The sequence below is a fragment of the Caballeronia sordidicola genome, from assembly GCF_000729995.1.
In the GTDB taxonomy this organism is placed as follows: Bacteria; Pseudomonadota; Gammaproteobacteria; order Burkholderiales; family Burkholderiaceae; genus Caballeronia; species Caballeronia sordidicola_A.
The window spans coordinates 105,668-124,125 of record NZ_JNFG01000007.1; the positions used below are offsets into that span (position 1 = coordinate 105,668).

The following is an 18,458-nucleotide window of genomic DNA, read 5'->3' on the forward strand; positions in this document are numbered from 1 at the left end:
CGCCGTCCTTTTCCGGACGTTATAGAGTGCGGCCGGGCGGTCGCCCGGCCAACTTCGATCAGTGATACTGATGATCCCACTACGATGCGAGCTTTTCGGCAGCCACCTCCACACCGAGTTCCTTGCGGAACAGTGCCTCCATCTCGAGACGCACGCGCACGGCTTCCTTGGTGGCGTCGAAGGCCACGTCGCTCCAGCGAACCGGTTGCCCTGCCGCCACCGGGCGCTGCAGCACCATGTTGTGCGCAAGCCCAATGGGCAGCGCGCCCTGGACCAGCGAGTCCACCGCGGGCATCAGCTTGCCGTATACGGTGTGACCGCCCTCGCCGTCCAGCCGTTCGCCTGCTCGCAGGTCACGCTTCGCAGTGGCCGCAACGTCTCCGTGGAATCCCGTGGTCGCGCCCGTGGCTTCACCACGCACCGCAATGCTCGCAATCGATACCCCGAGTTCGAGACCAATCAGGTGATACGGCTTGTACATGGCAGCGAAACGTCCGCTCTTGTCAGTCTTGAGACCGTATTGCGCGAAGCATTCGCGGACGTAATCGGAGGGCGCTTCAAAAACGGCATAGACACCCCAGCGCAAGTCGCGGAACACCGGACGGCCATCGCGTTCGAGCGACGACACCACTTCCACGCTGCCTCTATGCGGAAGAATTCCGCCCTCGGAGGCAGGACGCAGCAAGTCTGGCAGGTCGTCGACGCCACAGGGGGGAAACGCCAGGCCGTCGGGTGGCGGGCGCAGATCGCAGGCGTTCGATACTGCCGCCATTTCCAGCGCCGACTTCGTGCCGTCGAGGAAGGAGTTGAACATCTGCGCGTTGAAGTCGCCGGAAGCAACCTGCTCTTCCGTGAAGCCGTAATGGCTCCAGACGGTGTCCGGGGTCGACTGGTGAAAGTTCGGCAAATACTTGGTGCCCTTGCCCGCGCAGATGACGTTGAAGCCGATCGTGCGAGCCCAGTCCACCAGTTCCGCAATCAGTGCCGGCTGGTCGCCCGAAGCCATTGAATAGATGATGCCGGCTTCCGCCGCGCGCCGTGCAAGCAGCGGACCGGCAAGCACATCGGCTTCAACGTTCACCATCACAATGTGTTTCTTGTGCTTGCAGCACAGCAGCGCATGATGGATGCCTGCCGCGGGGCTGCCTGTTGCATCGATGACGATATCGACGTGGTCGCTTGCGATCATTGCATCGGCGTCGTCGGTGATGAAAGTCGAGCCGCTGCGCAAAGCCTCCGCCCACGAACTCGCCGAATAACGCGCTGCTTCCCATCCGACACGCTGCATGGCGCTGCGTGCGCGGGCCGGCGAGATATCTGCTATGCCGACCAGATGAATGCCCGGCGTACGCGGTGCCTGCGACAGGTACATCGAACCAAATTTACCCGCGCCGATCAGCCCTACCCTGACGGGACGCCCTGCTTGGGCACGAGCTTCGAGCTTCGCGATAAGCGACATGCTGTCTCCTTTATTCATACGGTTGAATCGCGGTTCGTCACTCGTTCTTCGTACCGGAAACGAGCCGCGCGCCTTCATCGGGGAAGGACATGAAGCCAAAGATAGCAGCCAACTTTTTGCAATAGAATGGGCAATTCCACAACCGCGCTGTGCAAAAATTCCCATGCGAAGATTTGACTGGGATTCACTGCAAGCCTTTCTCGCTGTGGCTCGCGCCGGGCGTCTCACTGTCGCAGCGCAGCAAATGGGCGTAGACCATTCCACGCTAAGCCGGCGCGTTGCCTCGCTTGAGGCAAGCATCGGTGTGCAACTGTTCGAGCGGAGTTCAGTCGGCTTTTTGCTGACGCCCGAGGGAGAACGGCTGATGACCGATGCCGAGGCAATGGAGAGCCTAGCGCTGCGCATTAACGCGCGCCTGGGCGATCCATCAGCTGGACTGACGGGGACGGTCAGAGTCGGTACCCCTGAGGGCTTCGGCACCTACTTTCTTGCGCCGAGGATTGCAAAGATCACGGCCATGCATCCCGACCTGGAGATAGAACTGGTCGCTAATCCGCGCATGTTCAGCCTGTCCAAACGCGAGGCCGATATAGCAGTCAGCATGACGCGCCCAAGTCAGGGGCGAGTCCATGCACACAAGCTCAATGACTATTCTCTTGGGGTTTACGCGTCACCTCAGTACCTTCATACGCATGCGCCCATCACCACGTTTCAGGACATCTTCAATCATCCGTGGATCGGCTACGTTGAAGATCTGATGTGGAGTGCGGAGCTCGACTACCTCTCGCAGATCTCCACGTCGCTCACGCCGTCCGTGCGTATTTCGAATGTGATCAGTCAGGCCGCGGCAGTTGGCGGTGGCGCGGGGATCGGCGTGTTGCCGTGTTTTATCGCGCGGACCGATCCCACCCTCATTCGTATTCTCCCCGATGAAATTTCGCTCAGCCGCTCCTACTGGCTGGTCACGCATGCGGACTCGCAAGACGTAGCGCGCGTCAAGCTCTTAGCAGATTTCATTCGCGCAGAGTGCAGTGCGTCCGGGTTGTTCTGGGTGGCATAACGCCGGCTGAACGCCGCCTGCAAATCTAAAACTTTCGGGTTAAATACATCGCGCGTTGCCGCGCCGCACCACGCCTGCGCCCGCAAAAAATCTTGCCAGCTTATTTTTTTCATGCTGGTATACCAGTCATGAACCAGATAGAAACCAGTGAAATCCCCGAACCTTACGCGAGCCTTCGCGCGTTGATCGTCGACGGATCGCTTCGTCCTGGCGAAGCACTTTCCGAACGTAGCCTCGCCGAGCGCTTGCAGGTCGGCCGAACGCCGATTCGTGAAGCGGTCAAATGGCTGGCGCGCGACGGCCTGCTCGAAATCGTGCCCATGCGAGGCACGTTCGTGCGCGAGATGTCGGTGGCCGACTTGCGCGAAATCCACGAAATGCGCCTCGCATTAGAGGGGATGGCGGCGTTCCTTGCAGCCCGCCATGGCCCCGGCGCTTCGCTTGACGAAGCAGCGGCAGGATTGCGAGCGTTGGTAGCAGGAGTGGATGCGGGCCGTGCGCTCGACGTCGACGAAGCGCAAAGCATTGGCTGGGCATTCCACGACGCCATGTTCGAATGCGCCGACAACGGGCGGTTGCGGCAGACCTACCGAAACCTGCGCGATCAGAGCGGCCTCGCGTTGCGGCGCGTTGAACGCTACAGCGCCGAGCGGACGAAACAGGCGGTGTTGGAGCACCTCGAAATCTACGCGGCCATTCAAGCCGGCGACGCGGAAGGCGCACGCGGACTTGTCTATGGCCACATTGAACGCGCGATGCACATTCGCCTGAAGTTTCTCGCGCACACGGGCGAAGAAAGGGCGTGACCGTCCTCGCCGCCGCTTGCCGTTGCTCACATCATCGACACCTGTCCCGGGAGAACAATCATGCGGTCGCAACACGCTCGTAGAAAGATAGCCTTGCCTTTGCAAATGCTCCTCGGACTTGTCCTGGGATGTGCAGTCGGGTTTTTGTTTCCGCATTTCGCCGCGAAACTTGCGCCGGTCGGGACTGCGTTCGTGCAGGCGATCAAAATGATCGTCGTGCCGCTCGTGTTCACCGCGATCACGCTCGGCATCTACCAGATGGGCAATCAGACCCGCTCGCTCGGGCGGGTATCGGCGATCAGCTTCATCTACTTCTTCGTGGCGACCGTGATCTCCATCTTCATCGGCCTCGGGCTCAATGCGCTGTTCCATCCGGGCCTGGGTGCGAACCTGGCCGATGCCGCCAAGCCCGGCCAAGTTGTTGCGGCAAGCGTCGACTGGACCAAGTTCTTTCTCGACATGATTCCCAGCAACATCGTGACGGCCATGTCGGGCAGCAATCTTCTGCCGGTGCTGTTCTTCGCGGTGCTTCTCGGGCTTGGGCTTTCTTCAGTCGGTAGTCGCGCGAAGCCGCTGATCGACGTGCTGGACGCGTTGATGGCTGCGATTTTCAAAGTGACGGACTGGATCATTTCGTTCTCGCCCATCGCGATCTTCGCCATCATCTCGTGGCTCTTCGCCACCCAGGGAATTGGAACGCTGCTGTCGCTCGTGAAACTGGTCGGGGTGATGTATCTCGGCCTTGCGCTGCTTCTCGTGATCTTCGCGATCGTCCTGAAGGCGATCGGTGAAAAGCCTTTGCTGGTCACGCGGCAGATCAGCGAACCCGTACTGCTGGCGTTCGCCACGCGCTCGTCGGAAGCGAGCCTGCCGCTGCATATGGAGAAGCTCGTCAAGATGGGCGTGCCGAAAGCCGTCGCATCCGTGGTGCTGCCGCTCGGCTATGCGTTCAATCGCGACGGCTCGATCATGTACTTTGCGCTCGCGGTGGGTTTCCTCGCGGACGCATATCGCATTCCGCTCGACTGGCACACGCTGTTGTCCATCGTCATCGTCACCACGCTTGCCAGCAAGGGCAGCGCAAACGTGCCCTCAGGCGGCCTCGTGGCGGTTGCGATGGTGCTGAGCACGATCGGCGTTCCGGTAGAGGCACTGGCGATCATTGCGGGCGTCGATGCGTTTCTTGACATGGGCCGCACGGCGATCAACGTCTATAGCAACACGGTGGCCGTCAAGCTGGTGATGAAGCTGGCGCACGTCGCTTATGAGCAGCCTGCGAGCGAGCCTGAAACGGAGTCAAGTTCGCCGCAGCACGCAACCGGCGCGCCGAGGGGGCTTGCATGACCGGCATGATCGATCTGCGCAGCGATACCGTTACGCGTCCCACTGACGCCATGTGGGACGCGATGCGCGAAGCGTCGCTCGGCGACGACACGCTGGAAGGCGACGCGACCGTCCAGGCGCTGGAACAGGAAGCGGCGGCGTTGTTGGGCAAAGAGGCCGCACTCTTCGTATGCAGCGGCACGATGGGCAATGTGCTGGCGACGCTGGTTCATGCGAGCCGCGGCGGTGAAGCCGTCCTCGACCAGCACGCGCACATGGCCAACTCGGAAGGCGGCGGCGTCTCCCGGCTTGCGGGACTGTTCTGTCGCACGATTGCTTCGCATCGCGGGGAGATGGATCTGGACCTCCTGAGCGAAAACGTTCGCGGCGGCTATTCGCGCTACGGCGAACCGACGGCAATGGTTGCCATCGAAACAAGCCACAATGCCGCGGGCGGTTGCGTTCAAGGGCTCGACTATATGGCGCGGGTAGCAGGCATTGCACGTGAGCGAGGCGCTGCCGTTCATATGGATGGCGCACGTCTGTTCAATGCGGCGCTCGCGCTAGGCGTCGATGCCCGTGAGATTGCCCTGCATGGCGATAGCGTCACGTTCTGCCTGTCGAAAGGGCTGAGTGCTCCAATGGGCTCGGTGTTGCTGGGTTCGCGCGAATTCATCGAACGGGCGAGGACGCTGCGCCGCACGATTGGCGGCGGACTGAGGCAAGCGGGCATCATGGCCGCCGCCGGTTTGGTTGCGTTGCGGACGATGCCCGCGAAGCTTGCCGAGGATCATCGGCGCACGATCTTGCTTTGGGAAAGGCTGCAGAGCAACTCGCGCGTGGAGACTGACCGGCAAGCGCCACAAACCAATATCCTGCGGCTGGCCGTGCGGAACGGCCGGGCGGAGGACTATGTGCAACGGCTCGCGACTCAAGGAGTCGCAGTGCGGGCGAGCGGCCGCCAGGCGATGCGTCTTGTGGTTCACCGGCATATCGACGATGCAGCCATTGATGCAGTGAGCGACGCGTTCGAGGCGCTGCCTGCATGATGCTTTGGATCGTGCAGAACGATGTCCTTTAACGCGCCGGAGGTTCACCATAAGTCGATGGATTCAGGCTGCATGCAAGACCTTGCCAGTCGACATCACCGGTCTCCCATCGGGCAGCATTTCCCCGAGCGATACGTTGATAGAGTTGCATCGCCAGCTGGTCGTCCAGATGCCCGGTATCCTGCCCCAGATGTTCAAGCAGAAGCTGACAGCGCAGCGCTCGCACGACGTCACGATCCCACACTGCCGCATTCATTTCGCTGTGCCCGAACAGCGAGTTCGCATGCAGGTTGCATGAGCCAATCGTCGCCCACGCGTCGTCGATCAGCATGATCTTCGCGTGAACGTAGACGTATTTCCGGTCACCGGATCGCGTTTGCCCGGCGATGCCAGTCAACGTGAAATGCTCGTATCGGCCAAGCGCTTCCAGCCGGTCGAAAAACGGCTTGCGCTCGGGGCGTTGCCGCCACAGGCCCAGATATTCCTCTGGTTCGCCCGGCACAAGAAGCACTACATGCACGCCTCGCCTGAGCGCCTCCTCGAGCGCATACGCAATCTCCGGCACAGGCAACGCCTGGTTTTCCAGATAGATGGAGCGGCGTGCCGAATTGATTGCCAGCAAGTATTGATTGGTGATGGACCGCTCGCCGCCGACGATGTAATACGTAGCACTTCCGGGCGCCGCATGAGGGTCGCGATAACAACCTGCATGCACGTTGCGTTGAATCTGGACGACGCTGCTGCCTCGTGCATCGGATAGCTCCGTTGGGAAGGGCAAGCGCTCATCGCTGTCGTGGCCCCAGACACCCAATGGCACGTTTCGCTCGCTGGCCTCGTTCCATCGCTGCACAAAATTGTGATGCACGTCGCTAGCGGACGGGCCCGTGATTTCGACATAGATGTCGTGACGCTGCGCATCACCCACGTGTCCCGGTTCGACGGCTGCGAAAGTCGGATTGATCCCGCCGACAAAAGCCGTTTCCGATGAGCGGCCCGCATCGATCAGCCAGCTTTTCTGATGATGACAATAGGCGAGAGGAGCACGGTCCCAACGGGCGAGAAAACGCGAGCCGCGTGCGGCAAGCAGATCGAAATCCGCGCTCGTGCCGGCAAACGCCTGGCCGTAACTGCTGCTCTCGGGGTTGGGCCGCCAGAAAATCACACGGACATCCAGACCTCGTTCGACCGCGCGGTCCAGGACATCGAAGATCGAGCCGCGTCCGTCCGACATCTGGAAAACCGTGGCAATGAAGGTGAACGTGATCCAGACTCTGTGCTGCGCCTGCTCCACTGCTTCGCAAATCCGGCGGAAAGCAGGGCCGCTGTCAACCAAGGGCCTGAAAAGATTCCCTCCCCGCCTCGGATAGGATCCGTGCGCGATGAACGGAATGTCTTGCCCGGGTTCAGTGGTTGCCGGCGTGTCATGCTGATCCATCAGGCACTCCTTGTCCGCGCAGTTGGCGATGTGGGAAATAGGCCGATCACGATACCGGAAAAGCGTGGCCGTCGACAACGCTATCGGCCACTATCGCGGAAGTTATCAGAGCCGCCTCATCGCCTCCTGCATGATTCCGAAGCCCGGCAAGTCAAACGCAACCGACACATACCCTTGACTCAACGACCGACACGTTAGACGATTGTCGCTGCTCAGACCCTTCCCCCTCCAAACCATGACCGACGACGTACCTGTTTTATCAACACCCTCATCGTCCAGCCGTCTCTCCCTCAACGACGTCCCCGTCGGTGAGCCTTTAGCGTGGTCTATCGTTAGTGCCGATGGTGTGCTGTTGTTCGATGCCGGCACCACGGTCCCGAGCCAGGCCGTGCGGACATTCCTGTTCGAGAATTTCGAACCCTACAAGTTTGAAACGGCGACCGAGGACGGCGCGAACGATTCAGCGCATACCGTTCACGCAAGCGCCGAACTGCCGGAAGGTGAAGAAGCCGGTCATCTCACCCTCGACAATATCGGCCTGAAGATCGGTGCGCGCCTGGGCCTACGGGCGGCAGCCGGCTCTGCCATGTATTCAAGCCGCCTCATTGGTTTCTCCACGCCGCGAGCGCACCGCGCACACGCGCTCTTCATCACACCGCCGCTGATTTCAGGCCAGCAGCCACTGGACCTTGCGCGTGGCGAGCAAGTGGGACTGGTCGCGCTGACAACGCGGTCCGTATTCCAGTTTGCCTGCACCGTCGACGCTGTATGCCATGAACCGTTTCACTATGTGGTGTTGTCGGAACCGGGAATTATCCGCCGCTTACGCGCTCGCAAGTTCACCCGCTTGACCACGCGAATGCCGGCGCATTTTTTCAGCGCGGACAGCGAAGAACGCACCCCTCAACTTGGCCTGATTCGCGATATCAGCCCTTTCGGCATGTCGTTAGCCGTTGCCGAGCCGAATGCGAAACTCGATGACCGGATCCATTTGTCGTTTCGTTTCAACACGGACGACACCGATGTCAACATCGATTGCGACGCGATAGTGCGGCATGTCCAAGGGGCCGACGCGCAGGGTAACAACGGTGCCTATGGACTGGAATTCGAGAAGCTTGAATCGTCGCAGCGCATAGCGTTGAAGTCGCTCATCGCGGAGCAAATCTGACTCGGAACCACTTAAGGGCGTCCAAAATCGGCCACTGCCGTCGAGCCTTGTTTGGCCACGTAACCACGATGTTTTTCGTCGAGGGATAATAGAAAATTCCAGCCGACCAAACGCATATCGCCCGATGAATGCATCGGCTTCTGGAAGCTTTCGCTGCGAGGCCGATAAGATGACTGTATCCCCTGCGCTGGTCCTGTTCGACATGGAAGGCGTACTGTCTCACTACGACCGCTCCGCACGGGTCGCTCATTTGTCGGCCGTGTCCGGTCAGGCGCCCGAGGTCGTGCGTCACGCTATCTGGGGGTCCGGGCTCGAAGCACGTGCCGATGCCGGACAGATGAGCGACGAAGAGTATCTGAGCGAACTGGGCGTCTTGCTGGGCTGCCCTATCCATCGCGACGACTGGCTGGCGGCGCGCCATGCGTCGATCACGCCTTACACAGAAGTGATCGCACTCGCCGCAAGAGTGGCCGATCGCAGCCGGATTGCGGTGCTGACAAACAATTGCCGGCTGGTCACTGACCATATCAGCTATCTGAATCCTCCCGTGGCACAACTCTTCGGTCCCCACGTGTATGCGTCCGCTTCGTTCGGCGCGGCGAAGCCGGCGGCTCAGGCCTATCTTCGTTGTCTCGAACAACTCGGCGTGGGTGCGGACGAAACGCTTTTCATCGACGACACCGACACCAATGTAGCTGGCGCGATCAATGCCGGTCTGCACGGATACAAGTTTGTCAGCGCCGAAGCGTTGGCGCAGGAACTGGCGAGTCGGCAGTTGCTTTAGGGCGTGCGATCAGTCTTGATTCAAAGGAAGTCAAGCCGGGCAACTGAACATCCACTGAACGCCGAATCGATCGGTGAGCTTGCCGAAGTGCGTACCCCAGGGCTGGACAGCAAGCGGGGTGGTCACGTTTGCGCCCGAGCCCAATCGTTCGAATAGCTGGTTTGTCTGGTCGCGATTATCCAGCATGAGGATGTGCGCCGAACCGCGCATGGGTTCGGCGTCGTCATTGTCAGAAGCGTAGAAGAGAACACCCGGCCCTTCGAACCTGGCATGCATGATCTTGCCTCGCATCGACTCATTCTTGAGCGGCATGTCGCCTGAGCCGTAGCGCAGGACTTCGACGACCTTGCCCAGGCCGCACTGAGTGTAGAAGTCGAGGGCTTGCTCGCACGCCGTCGTGAAGAAAAGATAGTTTGATAGCTGCATAGGCGTTACTCCCGGAGTGCGTCTCGTGGTGCGCTTTAGCCTGCCCCTTGCTGTATAGCCTCGCCGATCTCAGCGTTGGAATACGCTTTACCTCCGATGCCCCACGCACCGTCAACCGCATACGTCACGTTCACAAACGTCCGGTCTCGCGGATGGCCGGCCGCCTTGAACCGGTCGATGATGTCAGTGACCGCGCCAACAAAATCCTGCTTGATCTCCGCATTCGGGAAGGTAGCCGACGGAACCTTCACCTCGACAATTGCCAGCGACTGGGGCTTGCCGCCGACATAACTCTGCGACTCCGGGCTCACGACCAGATGACCGATGACATTCGGGGTCATGAACCGGTTGCCGGTCAGGCCGTGTGCGTGCAGCAACGCGTGAGCGACAAGCGGGAACACCTCACGCTCACCTTCCAGGGTGAGAAGGCCTTCGGTGACTTGAATTGAAATAGGCATTTAAGCAACTCCTTGATGACGGATGGTCGAATCAGAGTTCCTGCACTGACATCACGATCGTTATATAACGATCGTGATGTGGCGATAGTTTCACATCAATCGTGATATCGTCAAGCATCAAATAGCGATCGTTATCTGGAGAGCGTGGACATGGCAAATCGGGCGGATCAGAAGGAAGAAAGCAAGTTGCGGATTCTCAAGAGCGCGGGCCGGGGGTTTCGCAGCCTTGGATTCGGTGGCGCCGGCGTGGACGGCCTGGCAAAGGACGCCGAGGTGACGTCTGGTGCGTTCTACGCACACTTCAAGTCGAAAGCGGCTGCGTTCCGCGAAGCGGTGACGGTTGGGCTCGACGAACTAAGAGAGGGTATCGAGCAGACACGTGAGCAACTGGGCAGCCGTTGGCGCGAGGGTTTTATCAATTTCTACCTGGGAGATCGCCGTACCTGCGATCTGGCGGAGAGTTGCGCGCTGCAAAGCCTTTCGAGCGAAGTGGCTCGCGCCGATGACGAGACCCGGCAAGCCTACGAGACGCGATTGTGCGCGATCATCGAAGCAGTGGCTGGCGGACTGGAGGGAAAGCCCAAGGCCCGGCGGGAGGAGGCGACCGCGCTGCTCGCGATGCTGGTTGGCGGGGTAACACTCGCTCGCGCGGTGCAGGATCCCGCCGTCAGTCAAGACATTGCCGCTGCCGTTCGCAAGGCTGCGCTCAAGCTCGGCGTTCATGCTTAGCGCTGGTGACCTTCTGAAATGGGCGCCAACGTCACGACCATCGCAACACACCGTCGCGAACATATTGGGCGAATGCCCGCGCGGCCGGTCCGCTGTTGGATGGCAAATGCAGACTGATCGCAAAGTTCGGCAAGGCTGGCATGCCGGTATCTGTATCGAGGATATCCATGTCGGTCGGCACGGTAGATGCTAACCATGCGGTGATCGCCAGATCGCTTCTCACAGTCGCCGTTGTCGCCTCAATGTTGCCACTCTCGAACACGCTTCGCCATTCGAGATTCTTCTCGCGAAGTGCTTGTAAAACGACCGGCCTGAACGCGCAGGATTCCGCCACGATCGAGACGGGCAACGGCCGCTTCAGATGCGCCATTCCCCCTCTTGCACCCACCCAGACAAGTCGCTCGACCCGCAGGCATTCGCCCGCCGCATCGTTCGTGGCGGCTTCTATGACCGCCAGGTCGAGCGAGCCGCTCGCGAGTGCTTTGGAGAGATCCGGGGACGTTGCGCACATGAGCGATATCTCCACGTATGGGCAGGCTTCCGCGAACGCCTTGAAGATGGGCGGAAAGCACGTTCCCACGAGGTCGTACGGCACGCCGATCCGCAGCGGTCCCTGCAATGGACGCGTTGCCATATCCGCCCAGATCTCGTCGTTCATTCCAAGCAGGCGTTTGGCCTTGCCGAGAAAGCGTTCGCCGATCCGGGTCAGTTCAAGGCGGCGGCCCTCTCGCTCGAACAGGCTGCAATCGAATGATTCCTCAAGCCGCTTGATCTGCTGGCTCACCGCCCCTTGCGTCAGATGAAGGCTGTTCGCAGCCACAGTCATGCTGCCGTGATCTGCCACGGCGACGAAGGTCCGCAAGAGATTGATGTCGAGATTCTGGGTCATGGACCTATTATGTATCGTAATGCGGCGCATCAAAAAGTATCGTTTTCCTAATGCGACGGGGCGGAATACAGTGCGCTTCAGTTAAGCATTTCGGCAAAGGGGCCATGACAACACAGACTGTCGGTTTCATCGGACTCGGCGCGATGGGAGAAGCAATGGCGCTGAACCTCGCGAAAGCCGGCACGCCGCTAGTGATCTGGAACCGTACGTCGGCGAAAACCGCGACGCTCGTCGCAGCCGGCGCACAGCCGGCACGCGATGCGGCTGAGGTATTCGCGCGTGCTCCGACTGTCATCCTGATGCTGGTCGATGGCGCCGCCATTGACGCGGTCCTGGACCGTCACGGTGCCACCTTCGCGTCCCGCGTACACGAGCGCACGATCGTCCACATGGGCACGACCTCCCCCGCCTACTCGCGTGGTCTGGAAGCTGACATCCGCTCGGTCGGCGGGCGCTACGTCGAAGCGCCCGTCTCGGGATCGCGCAAGCCCGCCGAAGCGGGGCAGCTCGTCGCCATGCTTGCCGGCGACGCGGATGCCGTAGAAGCCCTCCGACCGCTGCTCGCCCCGATGTGCCGCGAGACCATGGTGTGTGGACCTGTTCCGAACGCCCTCCTGATGAAATTATCGGTCAACCTGTTCCTGATCGCACTCGTCACGGGGCTGGCCGAAGCCGTGCATTTCGCCCAGCGCAACGGCCTTGATCTCAGCCAGTTCCTCGCCGTGCTGAACGCCGGCCCCATGGCAAGCGATGTATCACGCGTGAAGGCGCCGAAACTCATCGACCGGGATTTCGCGGTGCAAGCCGCGATCTCCAACGTGCTGGAAAACAACCGCCTGATTGCCGAAGCGGCGCGTGAAAACGGTATCGCCTCTCCGTTGCTGGACGTCTGCCACGCGCTCTATGGCGAAGCGCTGGGACTTGGCCTCGGAGAAGCCGACATGGTTTCCGTGCTTAGGGCAATTGAAGCGCGCAGCGGCCTGCAACAATGATTGGTTTCTTCCTGCTCAGCCTGCCGGTGTTCGGCGTTATTGGCGTGGGATGGGCGGCAACGCGCGCGCAACTCCTGGCCTCGGGCGCGCTCGATGCGCTGAACGTCTTCTCGTTTCGTTTTGCGCTTCCAGCGCTCGTTTTGCGGCTCATTGCGGGGCAACCGTTGCGTCAATCGTTCAATCCTGGCTTCTATGCGGGCTATCTTGCGTCGGGCGCGGCCGTGTTCATGCTGGTTCTGGGCGTGTCGCGTTTGACCGCCGCGTCCACGGTCGCGGCGGCCGGCGCGCACGCGACCACGGCGACGGTGAGCAACCTGGGTTTCCTTGGGCCGCCATTGATGCTCGCCTTCTTCGGCGAGCGTGGAGCGGGTCCGCTGGCAATGGCGATCCTGGCGGAGATCATGGTGCTTCTCTCCCTCGGCGGCGTGCTCATGGGCGCGAATGGCGACTCTCGGCGCGGCATAGGTTCTCAGATCCTTCGAGGCACCGTGTTCAATCCTGTTGTCGCGGCAATCGTGTTGGGCGCCGTGCTGGCGGGCACGGGACTCGCGCTACCCGAGCCGGTTACGCGCTTCCTGGCGTTCCTCGGCGGCGCTGCGGGTCCAACGGCGCTCTTCGCGCTGGGCGGCGCCCTCGCCTTGCAGCGTCCTGACCGCGGCACCGCTGTCGCTGCATGCCTGATCAGTCTCGTGAAACTTGTCGTGTATCCGCTGTTCACGTGGCTCGTTCTCAGCCACGTGATGACGCTCGAACCGTTCTGGGTGCAGGCTGGTACTCTGATTGCGTGCTTGCCCTCAGCCGGGAATATCTACGTGCTTGCGCAGCGGTATGACGCGGATCCACATCGCGTGTCGGCCGCCATTCTCCTGTCCACTATCGCCAGCGTGGTGACCTTTCCATGTGCCGCATGGCTTGTTCTTCGCTAAGGTTCGCGCGGGCCTGTGCAGGAAAATGATAACCAAGGGTATATTCAAACTCCCCCAAAAAGAGAAATAAAAATGAGTGAGGTCCAGCCAACACCGGTCACGATACATGCCGCGGACGGCTACGCGCTGAAAGGCCAGATATGGCGCCATGACGAAGCACCCGATGCCTTCGATGCCGGCGGACCCAGGCCCGTAGTCATCATCAACCCGGCTACATCGGTCCGATGCAGCTATTACTCGCGCTTCGCCGCGTTCCTGCATGCGCAAGGTTTCGATGTCATCACCTATGATTATCGCGGTATCGGCGGGTCTCGCCCGGCGTCGCTTCGCAGCTTGCACGCAGGATGGCTGGACTGGGGTCGCCTTGATTTCGAAGCGGTATTGCGCCTGGCATCCAGCACGTTTGCGCGCCAGCCTGTACAGGTCGTCGCCCATAGCATCGGCGGCGTCTTGGTGGGGCTGGCCCCGTCGAATCATCTGATCGAGCGGGTTTTCACCATGGGCGCGCAGTTCGCCCATTGGCGCGACTATGCCAGTCACAAACGATTCGGCATGCTGATCAAATGGCATGCAATCATGCCGGCACTCACGGCGGCACTCGGCTATTTTCCTGGTGGCAAGCTCGGCTGGATGGAAGACACCCCACGCGGGGTGGTGCGCGACTGGATCGCACCGCAGCCCCGGTTCGAGGATGCGTTCCGGAACGGTCCGCACGCGCTGACGGAGGCGGAACGCGCAACGCTCGTCGAGGGTTTTGCGGCGCTGCACGGGCCAATGCTCGCACTCAGCGTAACCGATGACGAATTCGGCACGGAATCAGCCATTGAACGTCTGCTTGCTTACTTCAGGAACAGCCCGATCACCCATCTGCGTATTCCGCCGGAATCGATGGGGTATCGTGAGATCGGCCACTTTGCGTTTTTCCATAGCCGATTCGAAACGTCGCTATGGCAGATCCCGCTCGAATGGCTGAAGGCTCGCTCAGTGCGTGCCGACCTTGGCGGTTTTGTCGTCAAGACCAACGCCCGATGAGGGGTTCAAGCTGACGTCCGCCGCTCCCACGCCAGCTCCATGAATACCTGGCACAGCGCTTCCATCCCCTTGGCATCGTCCGCGTCGAAGCGGCCGACTGACGGGCTGTCCACATCCCAGACACCGGCCAGGCTGCCGTCTTTGGCGACCAGCGGCACGACAATCTCGGATTGCGATGCCGAGTCGCACGCAATGTGTCCGGGAAACTCATGCACGTCCTGCACCACCTGCGTGAGCCGGGTTTGCGCGGCAGTGCCGCACACGCCTTTTCCCATCGCGATGCGAACGCACGCCGGTTTGCCCTGAAAAGGACCGACGACGAGTTCGACGCCATCGAAGAAATAAAAGCCGCTCCAGTTCAGGTCCGGCAGCGTGTGATACACCAGCGCCGAAAAGTTGGCGGCGTTGGCGATGCGATCGGTTTCATCGCTGAGAAGCGAGCGCGCCTGAGCAATGAGCTCGTCATATTGCGCGGCTTTTGAACCAGTGGATTGTTGGACGGTGAAGGACATGATGGCGATGGTGTGCGCCATGACCGGCTGGGTCATCGCGGTTGAAAGAATGAAGTCTTTCGACCATAGCACAGCGCGCCAAATCCGGCTTACCTCGGCGCTTGCAGCTTTATCGTCGTCATGCCCGGATCGGCAGTGATGGCTTCTTCGGTGAAGGGAAAGCTCAGCCATTGCTTGCCGGCGAAGCGCCGGGTTGCATCGCCGAAATGGGGCGAGGCCGGGTCGTCGGATTCCGAATGAGCGAGCATGGTGTCCGCCTGCACGCCGTTCGCGTCAAACGAAACCACTTGCAAATAGCTCGCGCCGTGACCGCTGCGATCGACCGCGTAGCCGCCTGCATCGACCGGACGGAGAGAACACATTACCGTGAAATAACCCGCATCGTCGCAACCGCCAAAGAGCGGGATACGCTCCCCGTTCCGGTCAGCGTGCAGCAGTTCGCCGCGTGTGGAGTCGAGCGCAAAACCGTATCGCTGCAGGGCGAGTACCGCGCCGCCAAGGGCCTGCTGAAGAGCGGGCTTGAGCGCAGGATTGGAGGTGTCGAGACCACGTGGCGTTGCAAGCGGCGCAGCCGGATCGAACGGCACGCGGTAGAAATGCGCCAACCCTGCTCCATCCAGGCGACGCCAGAACTCGTCCCAAAGATTTGCGCCGCGCGCTTGAGTATTAGCAGTACCGTCCCACTCACGAAGTACCTTGCATGCAGGCGCCAAGTCCACTGTTTGCGGTTGACCGCCGGGCGTGCCTTGCGCGATTGAAACCACTGAAATCGTCGAATCCGATGCATCAGCACAGACCGCATCAAGGATAGGCTTGCGGAACAATTGCTCCGACATCGACCGGCTATCCAGCACCTTCGTCTCAAGTGCAAGCCGCGTCACACCACCCTTCTGCACCTGTAACTCGGCCGCGAGCATGTGGCCAAAACGCGTGCGCAGCGATTGCTCCGTGCCGGTTATGCCGGCCACGTGCGGATAACCTGTAGTTGGCGCCTGGGCGTTGGTCAGCCAGTAACTGTCGTTGAAGTTGCCCACATAATCACCGCGCGCCATGCCCGGCATGTCGGAGACCGGCAATGCTCCCGCTTGCACACTCGATGCTTCCACACGCCATTCACAAGCACTTTTCGAACCGTCGAGAAACGGCACGCCTGGCGCTTTCGCATCGAACGCCCGGCCGAGTGGCGTCGTGCAGGCCGCCGCCAACGAATCAGGCACGTCCGGCACCGCGCCAATGTCGGCGAACCATACACGCGGGTCGCCGCGACCGATCGCCAGGGTGTTGACCCACGGCGTGGCCGCGAGGCGTTGCTGGATCGCGATGAAATCGTTGAGGGAGCGCGCCTGATCCCACTCCAGGAAATTCTCGAAGGAGCGCGTGTTGCCGGTATTCACGTCGCGCAGCGCGAACGCGTGCTGTGCATTCCATGCGAGCGCAGGCGACATCGACGAGAGATCCACGAGTGGCCCAAAACGCGAGCGGTAAAGCGTGCGCGTGATCGGTGTCAGGCTGCCGTCCGCGTTGCGCGTCTGGACCGTGATGGGCACAGGTGTCATCGGTTCGCTGACGCCGTCGTAGACATAACGCGTGGGATTGGCCGGATCGAGCGACAACTGGAAAATGCCGAAGCGCCGCGCGCTCGACACGGTATGTGTCCAGGCGATGTCGTCGTTAAAGCCAATCATCACGACCGGCACGCCAAGAAACGATGCGCCTGCCACATTCAACCGGCCCGGGATGGTCAGCTGTGCTTCATAGAAGCGGTCAGGTCCGCGCAAGAACCAGTGCGGGTTGCCGAACAGGAGGCTGCGGCCTTCCTGCGCGACCGGTGCGCCGAACGCAAGTGCATTGCTGCCAATACCCCGCCGCCCGCCTATGTCGAGTTGCGAGGGGGCCATGTCGATGGCGCCAGTTTGCATCGCCGGCGCCGACTGTGCCGCCTTCGCAGGAGGCTGCGCGTGAGCTATCTGCGGCAAAAACCGTGCAGCGCCGCCTGCAAGATTCGCTGCCACCATCCGCCGGATCATATCGTCGGACGTGATCTTGCCAACCCACGGCTTGCCTCTGCACTCGGCATTCGCCCCGCCCATGTGTCCCGCATCCAGCTCGTCGAGGTAGCGGTTGTAGCCTGCCGCAAAACCATCCATCAACTCGAGAATGGGTTTGGACTGAGCGGATCGATAACGTTCGACAGCGCTCGCGTCATCGACGAAACGAAAGAAGAAATCGGCATCGAGATTACGCGGCTGCCCGAAAGAAGCGGCCGTTGGCGGCTTCGCATCGGCACCGAAATTCGCCGAGCGCTCGCCGCGAAACGTGACGAAACCATCCGCGAGCGTGCACAGGTTGTCTTGCGCCTGCACGTATCCGTAGCCATAACCGAGGCTGGCCCAATCGTCGGCCTTGATATGCGGGATACCGTCTTGCGTACGGCGGATCTCGACGTTAAAGGGCGAACCGGCGCTCGCCAAGTTTCGTGGAGACTCAACACAGCCGCTCAACATGGCTGCAGCGAACACCACCGCCGCCGCGAACCTGACAACTTGCTTCATGGGATCCAACCTTGAATCAATGGGCGAAACTGATGGGTGAACCGCCGTGAGGGTGCGGGACCGTGCCCATCGGAATACCATAAATCGCGCCGAGTGTGTCGGCGTGCATCAACTCCGCGGGGGTACCCGATGCCAACAAGCGGCCGCCCTTGAGCGCCAGGAGATCGTCGCAGAAACGCGCGGCCATGTTGACGTCGTGCAGCACCACCACCACACCGAGTCCGCGCTCCACACTCAAGGTCCGCACCAGTTGCAAAACCTCGATCTGATGCGCAATGTCCAGCGCCGAAATGGGTTCGTCAAGCAGCAGGCATTCGCTGTCCTGCGCGACAAGCATGGCAAGCCACGCGCGCTGCCGTTCGCCGCCGGAAAGACTGTCCACCGTGCGGTGCGCAAAACGCTCGACGTCAGTCAACCGCATGGCCTCTTCCACCTTCGCGCCGTCTTGTGCGCTGAAGCGCCCGAGCGCACCGTGCCACGGATAACGCCCCAATGCGACGAGTTCGCGCACGGTCATGCCGTCAGCGGCGGGCGGCTGTTGCGGCAGGTACGCGACCTTGCGCGCGAACGCGCGGCCTTCCCAGTCGTCGAGCGGCTTGCCTGCGAAACGCAATGTGCCGCCGCCTGGCGCTTGCTGGCGTGCGAGCAGTTTCAGCAGCGTGGACTTGCCTGAACCATTGTGCCCAATGAGCCCGCATACGCGACGCTTGGGCAACTCGAGCGACAGCGGATGCAGCAGCACCCGCTGGCCGATACTGAACGAGACTTCATCGAGCGAATACAGGGGCTCGCAATCGGACTCAGGAGTGGCCACGCGCTCTGCGTCCTGGTCGAGAAATGCAGGGTCGGCGTTCATAT

The 18,458-nt window shown here is 61.1% G+C and carries 18 protein-coding genes; 10 read left to right on the plus strand and 8 right to left on the minus strand.

Going from position 1 to position 18,458, the window contains the following annotated elements; translation table 11 throughout:
• Nucleotides 1-79: 79 nt before the first annotated feature.
• Nucleotides 80-1,459, minus strand: a complete 1,380-nt coding sequence (locus tag FH08_RS0107555) for an NAD(P)H-dependent oxidoreductase (protein WP_031357745.1) — start codon at nucleotides 1,457-1,459, stop codon at nucleotides 80-82.
• A gap of 163 nt (nucleotides 1,460-1,622) precedes the next feature.
• Between FH08_RS0107555 and FH08_RS0107560 the strand changes: the two genes are divergently transcribed.
• The 4 genes from FH08_RS0107560 to FH08_RS0107575 all read left to right on the plus strand — a co-directional run bounded on the left by FH08_RS0107560 (nucleotide 1,623) and on the right by FH08_RS0107575 (nucleotide 5,697).
• Nucleotides 1,623-2,519, plus strand: coding sequence for a LysR family transcriptional regulator (locus FH08_RS0107560; RefSeq protein WP_031357746.1), 897 nt, complete (start codon nucleotides 1,623-1,625; stop codon nucleotides 2,517-2,519).
• Between the two features lie 128 nt (nucleotides 2,520-2,647).
• A complete protein-coding gene (locus FH08_RS0107565) occupies nucleotides 2,648-3,325 on the plus strand; it encodes a GntR family transcriptional regulator (RefSeq protein WP_031357747.1) in 678 nt (225 codons plus the stop codon).
• Between the two features lie 60 nt (nucleotides 3,326-3,385).
• Nucleotides 3,386-4,669: a dicarboxylate/amino acid:cation symporter gene (locus tag FH08_RS0107570; RefSeq protein WP_063771171.1), complete on the plus strand. Its 1,284-nt coding sequence runs from the start codon at nucleotides 3,386-3,388 to the stop codon at nucleotides 4,667-4,669.
• Nucleotides 4,666-5,697 (plus strand): threonine aldolase family protein, encoded by a 1,032-nt coding sequence (locus FH08_RS0107575; protein ID WP_031357749.1) that lies wholly within the window; start codon nucleotides 4,666-4,668, stop codon nucleotides 5,695-5,697. Before FH08_RS0107570 ends, FH08_RS0107575 begins: the two co-directional genes overlap by 4 nt.
• Before the next feature lie 28 nt (nucleotides 5,698-5,725).
• On the opposite strand, the gene FH08_RS0107580 is transcribed toward FH08_RS0107575, so the two are convergent.
• A complete protein-coding gene (locus FH08_RS0107580; protein ID WP_031357750.1) occupies nucleotides 5,726-7,132 on the minus strand; it encodes a phospholipase D-like domain-containing protein in 1,407 nt (468 codons plus the stop codon).
• A gap of 235 nt (nucleotides 7,133-7,367) precedes the next feature.
• Here FH08_RS0107580 and FH08_RS0107585 point away from each other — a divergent pair, with 235 nt between their 5' ends.
• Nucleotides 7,368-8,300, plus strand: coding sequence for a flagellar brake protein (locus FH08_RS0107585; protein ID WP_031357751.1), 933 nt, complete (start codon nucleotides 7,368-7,370; stop codon nucleotides 8,298-8,300).
• A 169-nt stretch (nucleotides 8,301-8,469) separates the two neighbouring features.
• On the plus strand, nucleotides 8,470-9,084 hold the full coding sequence (locus FH08_RS0107590; protein ID WP_031357752.1) for an HAD family hydrolase: 615 nt from the start codon (nucleotides 8,470-8,472) through the stop codon (nucleotides 9,082-9,084).
• Nucleotides 9,085-9,114: 30 nt separating this feature from the next.
• Here the strand turns inward: FH08_RS0107590 and FH08_RS0107595 are convergent, their stop codons facing one another.
• Both FH08_RS0107595 and FH08_RS0107600 read right to left on the minus strand, forming a co-directional pair.
• Complete coding sequence (locus FH08_RS0107595; RefSeq protein WP_031357753.1) at nucleotides 9,115-9,510, minus strand: VOC family protein; 396 nt, start codon at nucleotides 9,508-9,510, stop codon at nucleotides 9,115-9,117.
• A 35-nt stretch (nucleotides 9,511-9,545) separates the two neighbouring features.
• Nucleotides 9,546-9,968: a tautomerase family protein gene (locus FH08_RS0107600; protein WP_031357754.1), complete on the minus strand. Its 423-nt coding sequence runs from the start codon at nucleotides 9,966-9,968 to the stop codon at nucleotides 9,546-9,548.
• A 150-nt stretch (nucleotides 9,969-10,118) separates the two neighbouring features.
• Here FH08_RS0107600 and FH08_RS0107610 point away from each other — a divergent pair, with 150 nt between their 5' ends.
• Complete coding sequence (locus FH08_RS0107610) at nucleotides 10,119-10,697, plus strand: TetR/AcrR family transcriptional regulator (protein ID WP_031357755.1); 579 nt, start codon at nucleotides 10,119-10,121, stop codon at nucleotides 10,695-10,697.
• Between the two features lie 31 nt (nucleotides 10,698-10,728).
• Here FH08_RS0107610 and FH08_RS0107615 read toward each other — a convergent pair whose 3' ends face one another.
• The gene (locus FH08_RS0107615; RefSeq protein ID WP_031357756.1) at nucleotides 10,729-11,586 is read right to left on the minus strand and encodes a LysR family transcriptional regulator; all 858 of its coding nucleotides are present in this window, start codon (nucleotides 11,584-11,586) and stop codon (nucleotides 10,729-10,731) included.
• Between the two features lie 104 nt (nucleotides 11,587-11,690).
• Between FH08_RS0107615 and FH08_RS0107620 the strand changes: the two genes are divergently transcribed.
• The 3 genes from FH08_RS0107620 to FH08_RS0107630 all read left to right on the plus strand — a co-directional run bounded on the left by FH08_RS0107620 (nucleotide 11,691) and on the right by FH08_RS0107630 (nucleotide 14,536).
• Nucleotides 11,691-12,578 (plus strand): NAD(P)-dependent oxidoreductase, encoded by an 888-nt coding sequence (locus tag FH08_RS0107620; RefSeq protein WP_031357757.1) that lies wholly within the window; start codon nucleotides 11,691-11,693, stop codon nucleotides 12,576-12,578.
• Nucleotides 12,575-13,504, plus strand: a complete 930-nt coding sequence (locus tag FH08_RS0107625; RefSeq protein WP_031357758.1) for an AEC family transporter — start codon at nucleotides 12,575-12,577, stop codon at nucleotides 13,502-13,504. Before FH08_RS0107620 ends, FH08_RS0107625 begins: the two co-directional genes overlap by 4 nt.
• Before the next feature lie 72 nt (nucleotides 13,505-13,576).
• Nucleotides 13,577-14,536, plus strand: a complete 960-nt coding sequence (locus FH08_RS0107630; RefSeq protein WP_051887882.1) for an alpha/beta fold hydrolase — start codon at nucleotides 13,577-13,579, stop codon at nucleotides 14,534-14,536.
• 5 nt (nucleotides 14,537-14,541) lie between these two features.
• Here the strand turns inward: FH08_RS0107630 and FH08_RS0107635 are convergent, their stop codons facing one another.
• From FH08_RS0107635 to FH08_RS0107645, 3 genes are all read right to left on the minus strand, one after another.
• On the minus strand, nucleotides 14,542-15,069 hold the full coding sequence (locus FH08_RS0107635) for a GAF domain-containing protein (RefSeq protein ID WP_235210304.1): 528 nt from the start codon (nucleotides 15,067-15,069) through the stop codon (nucleotides 14,542-14,544).
• A gap of 68 nt (nucleotides 15,070-15,137) precedes the next feature.
• Nucleotides 15,138-17,600 (minus strand): penicillin acylase family protein, encoded by a 2,463-nt coding sequence (locus tag FH08_RS0107640; protein ID WP_031357761.1) that lies wholly within the window; start codon nucleotides 17,598-17,600, stop codon nucleotides 15,138-15,140.
• A 16-nt stretch (nucleotides 17,601-17,616) separates the two neighbouring features.
• Nucleotides 17,617-18,456 (minus strand): ATP-binding cassette domain-containing protein, encoded by an 840-nt coding sequence (locus FH08_RS0107645; RefSeq protein WP_031357762.1) that lies wholly within the window; start codon nucleotides 18,454-18,456, stop codon nucleotides 17,617-17,619.
• Between the last annotated feature and the right edge of the window lie 2 nt (nucleotides 18,457-18,458).

What these genes read in the sequence shown, in the direction of transcription:
- FH08_RS0107575 (WP_031357749.1), top strand. Translation starts at nt 4,666, where the DNA reads ATGACCGGCATGATCGATCTGCGCAGCGATACCGTTACGCGTCCCACT.
- FH08_RS0107580 (WP_031357750.1), bottom strand. Translation starts at nt 7,132, where the DNA reads ATGGATCAGCATGACACGCCGGCAACCACTGAACCCGGGCAAGACATT.
- FH08_RS0107585 (WP_031357751.1), top strand. Translation starts at nt 7,368, where the DNA reads ATGACCGACGACGTACCTGTTTTATCAACACCCTCATCGTCCAGCCGT.
- FH08_RS0107635 (WP_235210304.1), bottom strand. Translation starts at nt 15,069, where the DNA reads ATGGCGCACACCATCGCCATCATGTCCTTCACCGTCCAACAATCCACT.
- FH08_RS0107600 (WP_031357754.1), bottom strand. Translation starts at nt 9,968, where the DNA reads ATGCCTATTTCAATTCAAGTCACCGAAGGCCTTCTCACCCTGGAAGGT.
- FH08_RS0107565 (WP_031357747.1), top strand. Translation starts at nt 2,648, where the DNA reads ATGAACCAGATAGAAACCAGTGAAATCCCCGAACCTTACGCGAGCCTT.
- FH08_RS0107570 (WP_063771171.1), top strand. Translation starts at nt 3,386, where the DNA reads ATGCGGTCGCAACACGCTCGTAGAAAGATAGCCTTGCCTTTGCAAATG.
- FH08_RS0107595 (WP_031357753.1), bottom strand. Translation starts at nt 9,510, where the DNA reads ATGCAGCTATCAAACTATCTTTTCTTCACGACGGCGTGCGAGCAAGCC.
- FH08_RS0107555 (WP_031357745.1), bottom strand. Translation starts at nt 1,459, where the DNA reads ATGTCGCTTATCGCGAAGCTCGAAGCTCGTGCCCAAGCAGGGCGTCCC.
- FH08_RS0107560 (WP_031357746.1), top strand. Translation starts at nt 1,623, where the DNA reads ATGCGAAGATTTGACTGGGATTCACTGCAAGCCTTTCTCGCTGTGGCT.
- FH08_RS0107615 (WP_031357756.1), bottom strand. Translation starts at nt 11,586, where the DNA reads ATGACCCAGAATCTCGACATCAATCTCTTGCGGACCTTCGTCGCCGTG.
- FH08_RS0107645 (WP_031357762.1), bottom strand. Translation starts at nt 18,456, where the DNA reads ATGAACGCCGACCCTGCATTTCTCGACCAGGACGCAGAGCGCGTGGCC.
- FH08_RS0107610 (WP_031357755.1), top strand. Translation starts at nt 10,119, where the DNA reads ATGGCAAATCGGGCGGATCAGAAGGAAGAAAGCAAGTTGCGGATTCTC.
- FH08_RS0107625 (WP_031357758.1), top strand. Translation starts at nt 12,575, where the DNA reads ATGATTGGTTTCTTCCTGCTCAGCCTGCCGGTGTTCGGCGTTATTGGC.
- FH08_RS0107590 (WP_031357752.1), top strand. Translation starts at nt 8,470, where the DNA reads ATGACTGTATCCCCTGCGCTGGTCCTGTTCGACATGGAAGGCGTACTG.
- FH08_RS0107640 (WP_031357761.1), bottom strand. Translation starts at nt 17,600, where the DNA reads ATGAAGCAAGTTGTCAGGTTCGCGGCGGCGGTGGTGTTCGCTGCAGCC.
- FH08_RS0107630 (WP_051887882.1), top strand. Translation starts at nt 13,577, where the DNA reads ATGAGTGAGGTCCAGCCAACACCGGTCACGATACATGCCGCGGACGGC.
- FH08_RS0107620 (WP_031357757.1), top strand. Translation starts at nt 11,691, where the DNA reads ATGACAACACAGACTGTCGGTTTCATCGGACTCGGCGCGATGGGAGAA.